The organism is Paenibacillus hodogayensis (assembly GCF_039536325.1).
Taxonomy (GTDB): domain Bacteria; phylum Bacillota; class Bacilli; order Paenibacillales; family NBRC-103111; genus Paenibacillus_AB; species Paenibacillus_AB hodogayensis.
Genome location: NZ_BAAAYO010000018.1, coordinates 38522 through 52618, shown reverse-complemented (window position 1 = coordinate 52618; position 14097 = coordinate 38522). Strand labels below are relative to the sequence as shown.

Annotated in this window: 13 protein-coding genes; 8 read left to right on the top strand and 5 right to left on the bottom strand. The window is 47.3% G+C overall.

Features of this window, described 5'->3' with window-relative positions; all coding sequences use genetic code 11:
- Position 1 precedes the first annotated feature (1 nt).
- The gene (locus ABD796_RS31600) at positions 2–1078 is read left to right on the top strand and encodes an ankyrin repeat domain-containing protein (RefSeq protein WP_344916015.1); all 1077 of its coding nucleotides are present in this window, start codon (positions 2–4) and stop codon (positions 1076–1078) included.
- A 602-nt stretch (positions 1079–1680) separates the two neighbouring features.
- On the opposite strand, the gene ABD796_RS31595 is transcribed toward ABD796_RS31600, so the two are convergent.
- Positions 1681–2013 (bottom strand): DUF1904 family protein, encoded by a 333-nt coding sequence (locus tag ABD796_RS31595; RefSeq protein WP_344916013.1) that lies wholly within the window; start codon positions 2011–2013, stop codon positions 1681–1683.
- Positions 2014–2278: 265 nt separating this feature from the next.
- Here ABD796_RS31595 and ABD796_RS31590 point away from each other — a divergent pair, with 265 nt between their 5' ends.
- Complete coding sequence (locus ABD796_RS31590) at positions 2279–2695, top strand: universal stress protein (RefSeq protein ID WP_344916011.1); 417 nt, start codon at positions 2279–2281, stop codon at positions 2693–2695.
- A gap of 308 nt (positions 2696–3003) precedes the next feature.
- On the opposite strand, the gene ABD796_RS31585 is transcribed toward ABD796_RS31590, so the two are convergent.
- From ABD796_RS31585 to ABD796_RS31575, 3 genes are all read right to left on the bottom strand, one after another.
- On the bottom strand, positions 3004–4839 hold the full coding sequence (locus ABD796_RS31585) for a heparinase II/III domain-containing protein (protein WP_344916009.1): 1836 nt from the start codon (positions 4837–4839) through the stop codon (positions 3004–3006).
- Positions 4840–5174: 335 nt separating this feature from the next.
- Complete coding sequence (locus ABD796_RS31580; RefSeq protein ID WP_344916007.1) at positions 5175–6011, bottom strand: AraC family transcriptional regulator; 837 nt, start codon at positions 6009–6011, stop codon at positions 5175–5177.
- A 74-nt stretch (positions 6012–6085) separates the two neighbouring features.
- A complete protein-coding gene (locus ABD796_RS31575) occupies positions 6086–6727 on the bottom strand; it encodes an NAD(P)-dependent oxidoreductase (RefSeq protein ID WP_344916005.1) in 642 nt (213 codons plus the stop codon).
- Between the two features lie 144 nt (positions 6728–6871).
- On the opposite strand from ABD796_RS31575, the gene ABD796_RS31570 reads away from it, so the two are divergent.
- Together ABD796_RS31570 and ABD796_RS31565 are read left to right on the top strand one after the other, a co-directional pair.
- Positions 6872–7237 (top strand): winged helix-turn-helix transcriptional regulator, encoded by a 366-nt coding sequence (locus ABD796_RS31570; RefSeq protein WP_344916003.1) that lies wholly within the window; start codon positions 6872–6874, stop codon positions 7235–7237.
- A 221-nt stretch (positions 7238–7458) separates the two neighbouring features.
- Positions 7459–8829 (top strand): flavin monoamine oxidase family protein, encoded by a 1371-nt coding sequence (locus ABD796_RS31565; RefSeq protein WP_344916000.1) that lies wholly within the window; start codon positions 7459–7461, stop codon positions 8827–8829.
- Positions 8830–9097: 268 nt separating this feature from the next.
- Here ABD796_RS31565 and ABD796_RS31560 read toward each other — a convergent pair whose 3' ends face one another.
- The gene (locus ABD796_RS31560; RefSeq protein WP_344915998.1) at positions 9098–10006 is read right to left on the bottom strand and encodes an AraC family transcriptional regulator; all 909 of its coding nucleotides are present in this window, start codon (positions 10004–10006) and stop codon (positions 9098–9100) included.
- 215 nt (positions 10007–10221) lie between these two features.
- Between ABD796_RS31560 and ABD796_RS31555 the strand changes: the two genes are divergently transcribed.
- From ABD796_RS31555 to ABD796_RS31545, 4 genes are all read left to right on the top strand, one after another.
- The gene (locus tag ABD796_RS31555; RefSeq protein ID WP_344915996.1) at positions 10222–11877 is read left to right on the top strand and encodes a LamG-like jellyroll fold domain-containing protein; all 1656 of its coding nucleotides are present in this window, start codon (positions 10222–10224) and stop codon (positions 11875–11877) included.
- Complete coding sequence (locus tag ABD796_RS35745; protein WP_425566965.1) at positions 11850–11963, top strand: hypothetical protein; 114 nt, start codon at positions 11850–11852, stop codon at positions 11961–11963. Before ABD796_RS31555 ends, ABD796_RS35745 begins: the two co-directional genes overlap by 28 nt.
- Positions 11964–12073: 110 nt before the next feature.
- Complete coding sequence (locus tag ABD796_RS31550) at positions 12074–12730, top strand: CatB-related O-acetyltransferase (RefSeq protein WP_344915994.1); 657 nt, start codon at positions 12074–12076, stop codon at positions 12728–12730.
- A gap of 287 nt (positions 12731–13017) precedes the next feature.
- Positions 13018–13809 (top strand): aminoglycoside phosphotransferase family protein, encoded by a 792-nt coding sequence (locus ABD796_RS31545; protein WP_344916261.1) that lies wholly within the window; start codon positions 13018–13020, stop codon positions 13807–13809.
- Positions 13810–14097: the final 288 nt, after the last annotated feature.

Below are 14097 nucleotides of genomic sequence, written 5' to 3'. Positions count from 1 at the left end.
GGTGATCGTCCTGAAAGATATCGGGAGATTCGAGGAACTGCCGGAAATCGCGATGCATATTTACAAAGGAAATATGCCAGCTTTACATGCTGCAATGGCAGCAGGCTGGGATATGGAAGAGGGTATCGTCCTCAGCAAGCATATCACAATGAGTCCGTTGGATCTGGCGCTTGTATCGCAGAAAATAGAGGTTGTCAAGCTGCTGGTAGAGCACGGGGTCAACCTGAATGTCCATCATAATCCAGCTTTTTTGCGGGCAGTCCGCTATTGCAAGGAGGACGTCGTTCGCTACATTGCCGCGCACGGAGCCGAGATGGACAAGCCCAATCGAACGGGGTCAGGCGCCTATTCACAGGCCTACTATGGCAACAAAAACAATATTCCGCTTATTCATGAGCTGGGATTGGATATCAAGCGGCATGGCGGTCCCGTATTGCGTCAAGCCGTATCGGACCATGACGTTAAGACACTCACGTATTTGCTCGATCAGGGGGTGGACATCAATTATAATGAACCGGATATGGTCTATCCTTATCAAGCGACTCCGTTAACCGTGGCTGCACGTATGGGAGCTATGGCCATGGTCAAATTTTTGGTTGAACGCGGCGCGGACGTAACTTTAGCGGAAAAGGACGGCGAGCGGCCGTATACGATTGCGGTCAGCAGTAAGCAAGCAGCGTTGGCCGACTATTTAAGATCGCTGGAACCGACTGATTTCCATAATGCGGAAAACAAGAAGGTAGAGCTTAAAAAGTATAAATTAACCGATGAACTGGTCAGCTTTCTTACTGGAGACAAGCTGCGCCTGGAGCTGGCGCAAAATGAATATGAAATCCGGTATATCGACTTTTTTGCATGGACCGATACGATTGAGATGAAAGTCGGCAGGCAAAAGCTGCTGCGTCTATCAGCCGACATCGACAATTACTCGGGTCTGCAGTTGGTTTGGAATCCGAAGAACAAAGGCCTAGGCTGTTATGACGTGGAACACCAGGTTTATGCGGATTTATGCAGCTTTCCCGAGTTCCTCGCGCAGCCTGAATCACACCTCTTCAGGTTTCTTGAGAAAGAATTGTAAAATGCCTATGGAAAATCAAATGAAGCGATGATGAATCCTCCATGGAACCGTCTTTTTTGATCAAAGTGGGAGGAAGCCCGAAATCCAAAACGATGACTATTATTTTACAAAGCTGAAGGAAGAGTCCATTTTTTTTGTTTCAGATAGATGAAGAGGATTACTCCGAAACGTTGCTCCAGGACGATAGATTCGGGGCTGAACAATCTTTGTATTCCATTGAGAAATTCTCGTTTACCTAAACTTCATGATCAGGCTGCCAGCATTGAACGGCAGCCTTACTCCACTCCCTCGGAGTACGATAGTTGAATGAATAGCAGAAGTTTAAGAGGAAACGGCGAGCTCGTGTTTTTCTATACAAAGCATTTGGAGAGCCGATTCAGAAAAAGTACCCACATATTACCGTCAAGTTTCTGAATTCGAAATTGGGCGGCTATTCACTCCCCAATATGGTAGCTGCCGGGTTTGAATCAATTCGATCCACAGTCGATCCAAGTGGGACGCACGATTGCGAAGGGAGGCTTATACGGGCTCCCGGTCTACACCCGACAAGATTTGATGTCAATCTGTCCGTCACTGTTCTTCTACTACCCCCAATGAATCAGCTAGGAACTATACCGGCGTCCGTTCATATAAAAATTGTCCTCGCGGCCAACACGGAAGGAAATCTCCAGATCGGGTATACCGAGTGACCGGACATGCCTATCAATCGCCTCGGCCATTTTATCGCGCACTTCATCTCCCCGCTCAAACCACCATACGTCGATGAAAGGGTACGAATCGGTATATTTCCCGTCGAATATAGCCGTTACGTGCAGGCACTCCAAGGTGAAATTATCCGTTCCGCATTGGCATATTGCGGCCATCTCCTCTACGAGCGGTATACTAATTTCACGTATGCCCTCGGCTGGAATTCCTCTAAAAATTAATTGCGGCATCTGATATCCTCCTGTCGATATGATTTTCGCGCTTGTCATTTTCTTATTGTAAATGTACAAGTCTGTCTGTTGCAAACGGAGAACTAATGGAGAAGGATATACATGCTTCCGATAAGACGCTTTATCCCAAGTTATAAGTTAATCCTTATTCTAAACATTATAAACCATTATTTTACTTATTGAATGAGAGGACTTACGATAAATGCAGTTGCAAAAGTTGCACGTATAGCCAAAAGTATCTTTCATAACAGGGAGGTAGTTAGTTATGAGAAAAATTTTGTTTGCAACAGACGGTTCAAAATATTCCGGCCATGCAGGCCGCATGACTGAAGAATTGTTAAAAGCATGGCCGGAAGCGGAGTGCACGGTTTTGTATGTGACGGTAAGGGAAAATTACGCTTACGATCTTGTGCCTGACGCAGTTCGGTTTGAAGAAAAGCTCAGCCAAATGATTGAAAAAGAAATATATGAGCAGTTCAGTCTATGGCAAGACCGAATCCGTTTTATGAATCTTACCGGTCACCCGGTCAAAAGCATTTGTGCCGTCTCCGCAGAGGAGAAAGCGGATTTGATTGTGATGGGAAGCCGCGGCAGGGGACTGATGAAGGAGGCGCTGCTGGGAAGCGTTACTCATGGCGTGCTGCATCATGCTGACGTTCCGGTGTTGGTTGCCAAATCATGACCGGATGGAAATCCTTTGCCTCTCCGAATCTTGGCGGCAACCTGCTCCGCCGCTTTGGTCTGAAACTGGCAACCCGGCGAACCGGCGTTTCAGCGGGAAATCTTGGAGCGGTACAAGTTGAAGGGTACCGGCTTAAAGCTCTTTGCGCAGCGTCCGGCGGGAAAGGAGGGATAGGCCCAGTCCCGCCTCCATCGATTTTTAATTGCCCGCGTGCTACCGACCACCATCTCCTTGATTTCCCTTCTACAATATCACGATTCAGTTTTTCCTGGCGTAGTCATGGATCGTACACAAATCGGACGTCGCATCTAGACTTGGCAGTAAGGGCGGCCATCCTGCGAACGGATGTCGGGTATCCTCCAACCGCCCCGATCGTCAATAACGAACGCCCACCAGCACGTATGCCGCTTGTCGGCGCAGACTTGCGAGTGGCGAACCGTCAATCCGCCCCGGCTCCCTTCGTGCCGGTCTAACTGCGTCGGCGCAATTTGGCTGAGTCTGTATTCCTGCGTCTGCCCGTCTTCAACCAGCGCCGCGATCCAAATCGCTACGGAGCCGTCGCTGAGACGCAGCCAGCCGTCTACGAAGGAATACGCCAAAAAAGTGCCGATTTGCCAAAAGTGCTCCAATGATATTCCGGCGCTCTCCGCACGGACCGAATCCCGAACGAGCACTGCGGTTTGCCCGGAAGTTTGCATATAGACGGATCTGTTGACAAACGTATGCGGGGGCAAAGATTCATAACAGTTAGACAAATCCAGCTCAACCGATTTATAGCCGCCAGGCGAATCCTCTTTGCCGGTCACGACAGCAGCTCGTACCGTCTGGACGACTCCATTCAGTACAGGAGCGTTATGCGCTTCTTTGCCGATGGAATAATCGCGTTCCGCTCCACGGCGGTATTGCTGGTATCCGGGATCCGTTATCCAGAAGCGGTTGCGGTGCCCGATCACCACATGCCCCCCGTCATGATGCAAGTGGGCCATATTGTACCGGCTTGCGCTGACGGCAACAAGACAATGTTCGCTACTCCAACCGCTGCGCATGCTTACCGCGAAAGGGTGTTCGACGACGGACGCTTTCGGCTCTTCGGCTTTGTTCTCTCCGGTTTTGTTGAACATGCGGCTCAACGCTGCGGCTGTCATGCGCGTCGGCGGGAAGCGGCGTACTAGCCACTCCGCTTCCTCCCACGGAAAGAAGTGCGTCAGTTTGACGACGACATCCATCCAAAAGTTCATTTCCGGCTCTTCATCGCCCAGCGGGGCGTGAATATCGATTCTTCCCGGCAATGCCAGATGCAGGCAACTGGCGACAAAGGATCGGAAACCGGGCATCAGCCGACGAACAAGCGGATTTTCCCCATTCCGCAGCCAGTCCGTCAGCGGATCGAGCCAAAAGCCGTCGTATGCCGTTCCTTCGGAGTAACAGTCACCGTCCAACCGTTTTGTTTGCCAAAGCTCCAACACGTTTTCCAATTTCGCAGCAGACGCAGAAGGCCGACCCAAAATTTCCGACAAAAAGACGCCACTGATCAAAATAATGATCGGTATGTTGTGCATGTTGGATTCGTGAATACCGTCGTCTTTCATCCAAACGTCGCCGATGTAAGGCTCAATATCCCTGTCCAGCAACGTGGAAGCGGCTTGCTTCGCACGAGTGAGCTTATCCGCATCCCATCCTTCTTGATTGCTCAAGTAGATCGCCAATGCCGTCGCCAAATGGCCGGAGCTTAATCCGGCAAAACCGGCACCGACATGACTGCTTGTCCATTCGGCTGTCGATGCAAGCTCGTCCTGCAGTATAAGTCCCGCATCCGCATCGTGAAAGATACGCCAAGCGGTGTGCAAAGTATCCCATCTCTCTTTCAATTGCCAAAACAGCCAAATGTACCAAGGGTATGCCGGCAGCTCGGGAATCCCTTTCGGGTATTGCAGTGGATCGAGACGGCGGATCGGAAGCGGATACGCTTGAACGTGTCCGATGCGATAATAATATACAAGAAGCTCTTTTTTCTGCTTTTCGGCTGCAATTCGCGATCTCAGCTCGGCTACATAGTCCGTCGTGTTCCATTCGCGCAGTCCGATCGGATATGGAGACGCCAGTTCATAAGCGGCGGAAGAATCGTAACGAATGTAATTGTTCACGGATAAGTCCTCCTCTTGTTGATCGTTTGTCGTTCAGCTACTAGTATACTCGGATGCAAACATTGTTGCTTATCCGGCATTGCCGTCGGTTGTCGTTTCATTATCCGCAGTTGGTTAGCCCCTTGAAGCTCCCTTCGCACGTATGTTTTCATGTAAGTATCGGCCGATGAAGGGCGATTCGGTCAAGCACAGGGAAGCGGAGGAAGCGGAGGAGGAGACAAACAAAAAATTCAGGAGGAGCTCAGCAAGTAAGGGCGCCATCCGCCCGCCGAAACCGGCACCAACCGAAAAAAGACGATGGCTGCGCATGTGAGATGTGTTCAGCCATCGTTCTATTATTTTTCCGACGAGGATCTTCGGTACTCTTCAGGCGGCATTCCTACCGTAGTTTTGAATATGCGGGAAAAGTGAGACGGCTGCTTGAATCCGACCTCGTAACCGATATCAGCAACGGTGCGTTCGGGATAGAGCAAAAACAGAAGCTTCGCTTGATTGATTCTGCGCCTGTTTACATATTCGAAAACAGTCAATCCGGTCGCCTTTTTGATCGCCCTGCAAATATAAAATTTGCAGTAATGGACTTCCCGGGCGATCTCGTCGAGCGTAAGGTTTTGCATATAGTTTTGATTGAGGAAGGAGAACACTTCCGGCAATCCGCTTGAAAAATCGGGTTCGTGCGCCAGCCTTTGTCCTGCATGCTGCTCGCTAAGCTCGTAAATGAAAAGCAGCAAATCGGCGAAGGATAGACGCAAACGATGAAAATTGACAATGCTCGGCTGGTTATAATAAATGTTCAAGTTTTTGAAAATATGATCCAGATTTTCTCGTCTTTCCCCGGTAATTTTCCAGTACATATTGTGCAAATCCCGGAACGGCTTCAGTACATTGAACGAACCGAAAGGCTGGAAGAGTGCAGCGGCGCAGCTTTCGTCGAATTTGATATTCGTCTTCGTGCATCGCTCCTGGATGACCGTACCGTGCGGGCTAAGGCCGTTCATGATGACCAGATCGCCGGGATGAACTTCGAACCAGGAGCTGCCTATAATAAATTTGGCCCTACCGCTATGCAAATAATAAATTTCAAACTCATTATGGCTATGCATAGCAGGTTTTGAATAAAACATGTTTAGTTGATAATCGAAGGCGTCCAGCAGCACATTATTTCGATTCATAGTCTCCATCCTTTCCCGAGTGCGGGTCAGCAAAGATTCTGAAACGCTTTTATACAAGTATAGGAGGGAAATTGTTATTCCGCTTCGCCGACAAGGGTAAATCTTTCGTTTACATGCTGGGGTTTCTCGATTTCATCCAGCACGGCTATCGCGTAGTCTGCATAACTAATGTAACTCTGACCTTTGCTATTCAAGATGACATGATCTTTACCAGCTTTGTAGTTGCCCGTTCTTTTCCCATCCGGATCAAAAAAAGCGGCAGGGCTGATATAAGTCCATGTAATCGAATTTGCCATCTGTAATTCCTCAAGCTGTTTCGCAGCATTGGCAGCCGTCGCGTAATAAATTTCCGGAAAGTCTGGCGTGTTCATCAGTCTCGTCGTCTTTTCTTCGTCTACAAACAGGCTTCCAGCTCCTCCAACCGTGATTAATCTGGTGTGGGGAGCGCCTCTGAGCGCTTGAACCAACACACTACCCGCATCGATATATAGATGCTCTTCACCATCGGGTGCTTTATACGTATTGACAACGACCTCAAATGGTTGGAGATCAGAAGCCGTAAGAGCAAAAATGTCTTTCTCGAGCACTTTCACATTCGCTCCGACGATTTTTGAAGCGTTTCTCACGATTGCCGTTACGTCATGTCCTTTCTTCAATGCTTCATTCAGAATAAGGCCTCCGATTTTTCCTGTTGCGCCAATAATACCCATTTTCATCGCTCATACCTCCAATTGTTTTGTCGCTTAGTTGTGTTTAAGTTCGTAACCCCATAATATAGGACTAGGCAGTTATTCGGAAGTAGGCATTATTTTATAACATAGTCATAAAAATAAAACCATAAGTGAATAGAGGGATATACGATGGCCCGAACTACATTCGAGGGAGAAGTACCAGAAGAGCAGATCGATGTTTGCCCTGTGACGGAAACGCAAAATGTCATTGCAGGGAAATGGAAAATCATTATATTGTGGCATCTGAAGGAGACGAGACGGTTTGGAGAGCTTCAGCGGTTAGTGCCCGGAGTTTCGAAGGGAATTCTGACAAGCCAGCTTAGGGAGTTGGAACGCGATCAAATGATTCACAGAAAAGTGTACCAAGAGGTCCCTCCTAAAGTAGAATATTCCTTGACTGATGCAGGGAAAAGCTTCATACCCATCTTGGAGAATATGGGCGAGTGGGGCAGAAAATATGCAATGGGTAAACAGAAGACTAAAAAAACGATCTAAAGGATCATTTGCCTAAAACGAGAAAGCAAGTTTTCAGCCCTTTCGCTTCCCAATAGGAAGCGGGGAGGGCGTTATTCATATTCCAGGACATTTCCCGCCCTCCTCGCCGGGAATTTGTGGCGCCAGCATTACAGTTGCCTGTTTATTCGACAAGAATGCTAACGGACCGCATAGGATAATAAGAAGTGCCCATCGAGTACCATTTGGAGGAATCGGACTTTATGGCGATAGGTCGTATTCCTGAGCGTATTGTAGTTATTGGGGCAGGGATGGCGGGGCTGGTATGCACGTTGGAGCTTATGAAACAAGGATATAACGTACGTTTATTAGAGGCGAATAGTCAACCGGGTGGCCGCATATACACAATGCGGGATCAATTTGCCGACGGAATGTTTTGTGAAATGGGGGCTGCCTTCATTGGAGCGCATCATTTTCTCACATTGAGTTATGCCCGGCAAGTCGGGGTTCAATTCATAAATTTACCAGTCCCCGATAGAAGTTTGTCATATATCAACGGGAGATTAATTATGGATTCTCCAGATGAACCTGCAGTATGGCCTGTTTCACTTACAGCCGAGGAAAGAATTTTGGGATACGCGGGAATCTTGGAAAAGTATCTTAAGCCGGGGCTAGAAGCAACGGGTAATCCTTTTTTGCCGGGCTGGCCCACAAAACAAGCGGTACAGCTCGATTCCATGACAATGGAACAATATCTTAAAGGTCAAGGAGCATCTTCGGGTGCGATTAAGCTGTTTGAAATTGGATATATGCAGATGTTGGGTGATGGTATTCGCAAAGTATCTGCATTACAGCGACTGCTTGACCTAAAAATGTCCAGTTCCGAAAGAAGTACACAGACCATAGTAGGTGGAATGGATCAATTACCGAAAAAACTTGCCCTTACCATTGGCTCTACGATCAGTTATGGATGTGCTGTGACGCATATTGAACAAAGTCATCAAGGAGTAACGATCCAATTTCATCATTCCGGCGAAATTTTCAAGATCTGCTGTGATCGGGTCGTTGTGGCCATTCCCTCTACAGTCCTGCGTACCGTTCATTTTTCTCCGCCACTTAGCAAAGAAACAAATGACGTCATTCAAAATCAACTCTCTACCTCCGTTACGCGTACCGTCATACAAAGCCGAACTAGATTCTGGCATAACTTAAGTTCCTTTGCTACAGTAAATACAGATCTGAAAATTGGATGGTTGCTTGATGCTACTTTCACTCAAACGACATCAAAGAGGGGGTTAATTTGTTCTTACTCCTCGGGTGAATCGGCGCGAGAACTATCTAGAGCTGGTCATATTCATTCGGCTGTATCCGAAATCAAACAGGTGCTTCCTGAATTGTCGAATCATTATGAAGGTGGGACGGTCTTTTCTTGGGATCATAATCCTTACTCCCGAGGTGCGTATGCTTGGTATAAACCGAGACAGATGATTCGAATGCTCCCCGCACTGTCTTCCGAACATGGTAGAATTTATTTTGCTGGCGATCATACAAGTCTTTTTCCTGGTTGGATTGAAGGTGCCATCTCTTCTGCGTTACGAACAGTAAATCAAATTATTTCCAGTACCTGCAGCTGATGCTTTGCAAGAGCAAAAACCGCCTGTTCGCATAAGCAAAAATGCGATGAAGTGGTTGAAAAAGTAGCAGATACTCTTGAAAAATTTTTAGAATTCATAATGTCGAATTCATTAGAGTTCCAGTGATAACATAAAGGTAAATCGATGTAGTTTGTTTAATAAATGTCTATCTGATTGCAAATTAACGGAGTATGATAGCTCAATATATCGTCAAGAGGCTGCTACGGCAGCCTCTTTGCGTTAACATTCTTAATCATTGACAGGATGGCTATCCTTCTTTTAGTTTGGACATGCTGCGAAATTGGTTTGCAGTAATCCCTTTCATTTCACGGAATACGCGAGCAAATGTACGAAATGATTCAAACCCAACTTCCATAGCAATATCAGTTATGCTGATATTCGTGTGTTGCAGCATATTGTCAGCCATTTCTATTCGCAGGTGATGGATATATTTCACAAAAGAATGGCCGGTATACTTTTTAAAAGACAAACCGATATAAGAGACGCTGAGTTCGAACCGTTGTGCCAATTCCTCCAAACTGAGCGGTTTCCGATAGTGGAGATGAACATACCGCAGAACTGGCCAGAACAGCTGTGTGCGTGCTGCTGACTTTCTGTCTGCGATTAGCAGGTTAGGATAGGATTGCTGGCGGCTCGCACTCCGGATGTAGATAGAGATCGCCTCTGTAAGCTTGGTGCGAATCAGATGGCGGTAAATGGGAGTATTATCGGATTCGCTGGAAATTTCTAATAAGAACTCGAAAATTTGTTTCATTTTCTCTTTCTCAGAACCTTCGAAGTCCAAGAAGGAAGGTAAGTCGGTACCGATGGAGTCAAGCAATCTGGAAAACTCACTGTCTTCCTGATGTCCGAATAGCAATTGAATGTCAAACAGACAGCAGTATTTGGAAACTTGCTGACCAGGTGCGCTTGAGATGAAGTGCATGTGATTGGGCAAAAGGAAAGAGACCGTACCCTGCCGCAGCAGATGACGGACTCCATTGATGGTTTCGAAACCGCGTCCACCGGTGAAGTACGATATCTCCGCATAGTCGTGATAATGCAGCTGGGTCCGCGAAACGTTAGTATGATGGATGCCGAAACGTTCTTGCGTTTCTCGGAATCTCGGAATATCGTCGATGTCTCCCTGATACTCCAGATAAAATGTGTTATCCATGAGGATCATCCTTATTCGTATATTCACACCATGCACTTCCTTCATTAAACATCACATACATCAGACTGTAAACATTAAATCATGATTCTCATTAAAACGGAAAATGGCAGCTGATATCCAATTTTCGGCATGTGATGCTGGTTAAAATGTTTTAGCATAGAGGCAGGAAAACATCCAATGCGCGAGGACTAAAGAATCACAGGAGGGAAACAAGGATGGAGAAGCAGCAGATGAACAGAACCGACGGGAGCATGCAGGAGGAGCGTTCCTCAAAGGGACGCCGTATCGGTTATTGGCCGCTGCGTGCCGATTGGCGGGACGCTTCGGGAGAAGGCCGACATGGCCAGGCGAAAAGTCTTGTCTTTAGCGAAGAAGGAGCCGTGTTTGACGGCATTGGCTCGGAGGTGACTCTGCCGGTGTCGGCAGAAACGGACGGCAGCCGTCCGTTCAGCTTGTCGCTGGAGTTTCAGGTGAAGGACGGCAAAGGTTTTTTGCCCGGAGGCTTGGCCAGCGTTTATTCGGAGGAGCGGATGGAGGGTTGGCATTTGTCGGTGCTGACTCAGGCGGGAGTGACGTCGACCCAGTCCAACTGGCGCAATTTGCAATTCGGCTGGAGTACGACAAACGGCGAGGATGTCTGGAAAGATTGGGGCAGCCCGGGCGACGGCCGGATGGTAAGCGCGCTGTGCGTTCACGGCGGCCACCTGTATGCGGGCACGTTCGACAACGCGGTCGACAATCGGGGGCGGGTGTTCCGTCTGGACGAGGCGGCAGGGACGTGGATCGACTGCGGTCATCCGGACGAGAGCAATGCGGTTTACGCGCTGGCCGAATTCAAGGGGGAGCTGTATGCCGGCACGATGCGTTACCGGGCCAGCGGCTCGGCGATTCCGGGCTCACCCAACGAAGAGCCGGGTGGCCGACTGTTTCGCTACAAAGGCGGTCGGGAATGGGAGCTGATGGCGGAGTTGCCGGTGCCTGACAATGACAGCGTCGGGGCGATGACCGTCTACGACGACCGGCTGATCGCGATGTCGTTCTACCCTCACGGGGTGTTCGCCTACGACGAGCACGGCAACTGCGAGGAGCTTGGTGCGCCCGGACCGGAAGGCAAGACGCGCACGTTTAATCTGGCGCCGCATCAAGGCGATCTTTATATCGGCTGCAACGAAAGCGGAGGCGTATACCGGCGCAAGCTCGATGAGCCGTGGACGTATTGCGGCAACGTGCCGCAATGCTCGCAGGTATACTGCTTCTCGACGTTTCACAACCGGCTGTTGATGGGCATCTGGAACGAGGCGAGAATGCTGCGTTATGAGGGCGGAACAGAGTGGAGCGACTACGGGCTGATGGACGAAGAGCTGGAAGTAATGGGCGTCTCGGTATTTAACGGAAAGCTGTACGGCGGAACGCTGCCCGGCGGTTTCGTGTACCGCTACAATGGCGATCGCAGCTGGGAGAAGATCGCCGTGCTGGAGGAGCAGGATCCGAACATTCGCTACCGCCGAGTCTGGTCGATGGCGGTATACAGCGGCAAGCTTTTTGCCGGCACGCTGCCAAGCGGCAGAGTTTGGAGCTTATGCCGCGATCCGCTGGCGACGTACGACCAATCGCTTACCGACGGCTGGCACCAAGCTGTCGTGACGTACGATCGTCAGCGACTGGCGCTGTACGTGGACGGTCAGCTAGTGTCCAAGGCGGTATTCGATAGCGGAACGATCGACAGCGCGTCATTAGCGGGCTTGCCGGTCACGCTCGGTAAAGGGCCGCAATGCCATTTTTCCGGCGTTATGCGGGAGGTTGAGCTGTTCGACGGTGCGCTGACGGCGGAGGAGATTGCTGCATTATCGCAGGAGGCAGAGCGGGCATAAACTACCGACAATCGTGCAAGTCATGCAGCGTTTACGACCCATTGACGAACGAGCGTTTCTTTTGTTACTATGTCTTCATCAAATAGGAAATGGATGAGGACGATGGTTCGTCGTTTGAAACGGTTTAAAAATGTTGCTACTGCATTAAGCTTCTAAGTGAAAAATGATTACTATTACTTAGAAGCGAGGGAAAAGAATGAAACAACATCGGTTTAACCACTGGTCTGAAATTAAGTATTTAAAGGATATTGTCACTAACCCAATGATTCAAGTAGGGGAATACTCCTACTACTCTGGTTATTACGATAATCATGATTTTGAGGATGGGTGCGTTAGATACCTTTGGGGAGATGGAAAATCAAGGAAGTTATTTAACCCTATCGAAGATTATGGTTGGGTTTTGGATAAATTGATTATAGGAAATTACGTATGCATTGCAAGTGGTGTAATTATTTTAATGGGTGGCAATCACAATCATCATCCTGAATGGATTACAGTGTATCCGTTTGTGGAGCAGATTGAAGCCTCTTACGAACCAAAAGGGGATACAATCATCGAAAGTGATGTCTGGATTGGCATGAATGCAATGATTATGCCTGGCGTAAAAATAGGTGAAGGTGCCATTGTTGCAGCAGGATCGGTTGTTGTAAAAGATGTCCCACCCTATACGATAGTAGGCGGCAATCCTGCTAAAGAGATAAAGAAACGATTTACAGACGAAGAAGTCGAAAAGTTAATGAAAATGCGTTGGTTTGATTGGGAACGTGAGAAAATTGAACAAGCCAGTCCTATCTTCTCAAGTTCTTCGATTAATCAATTATATGACTATTATCTAAGGGAAATAAAACCATGATTTACAGCTTAGTTCCATAAGTGATTTATCTAATTCCCAATTATTGAACTAGCGGATACGATAGTTGAGGCAGCCGGTTTTTTACGATCGGCTGCCTTTTTCAACTAGGGGCAGATTTTTGTATGAGGTTATTCTTAAAGAAAGCATGGGGTGAAGCATGGAAGAATTAATCATTCGCATAAGAAAAAAAGTCGAGGAATTATTACATACGAAAGTTGATGATATAGAAAAAATTGAAAACGTTCCCAATAATTCAGTCTATAAGATTTTAGTAAAAAACAGGCCCTATATTTTTTAAAATATATAAGCAGAGAAATTGGCCCGAAGACGGAAAGCTCATTTTTATAAACCAAAAATTGATTGAAAACCATATTGGCTGTGCAAAGATGATCGCATTCGACAGAAGCGATTCATTTTTTCAAACCGGTTTTTTGCTCGAGGAATGTTTGCCCGGAATAACCGCGGATCGAATTGTTTTCGGTCCGGAATCGGGAAGGGAATTTTATAAAAAATTAGCACTCTTGGTTTCGAAAATACATCGGATACAAATTGAGAACTACGGCTACATAGGCAATGGCATTGCAAGCTACAGCTCATTTACTGAGTCTATGATCGATAAATACGACGAGATAGCGAAAGCCTTGATAAACAAGAAGTTATTGGATAAAAACAGCTTACTGGAAATAAAGAAACCAGTTATCGATAAGCTTCGTATAATCGAAAGTCTCCCCTCTGTATTGAATCATGGCGATTTATCAACAAAAAACGTAATGGTAGATAAACATGGCGAACTTACTTTAATCGATTGGGATGACGCCATGTCATACAATTGGATCGCGGATATATCGAGAATGACTTATTGGATGAAATTTCAGTACAATGATTATGAATATGCAATGTACAGACATACATTTATGGAGCATTACTCAACCGATGGTGCAAATTTTGATTTCGATGCTCTCGAAAGTACTTTTCATGTATGGATCGGTCTGGATTATTTGAATTACCTTGCCAGTAAACCTCAATATGAAGATACACTGACATACTTCAAGGAAACAGTAGATAAGCTCAGTCTATAATGTAAATAATCCATCATAAATTGAAAAACAAGCAACCGAATGGGTTAAGGGTAGCTAATAACGCTGTGCTAACAGGAGACGATAGCTGAATTACCTATTGCCTAGGCCGCCGATTACTTCGGTGGCTTTCCGTGATTTAAGCTGAATCCTACCATAAGTGACGGCGAAGTTTCCGGCTTTACCGTATCTAAAAAAAGTAGGATGGATCCTGCCTATTCTCATGAGGGAGTGAATCGTTTGCATTTCCAGGATTCAGGTAGAAAGTAGGTGGATTCAGGACAATGGATC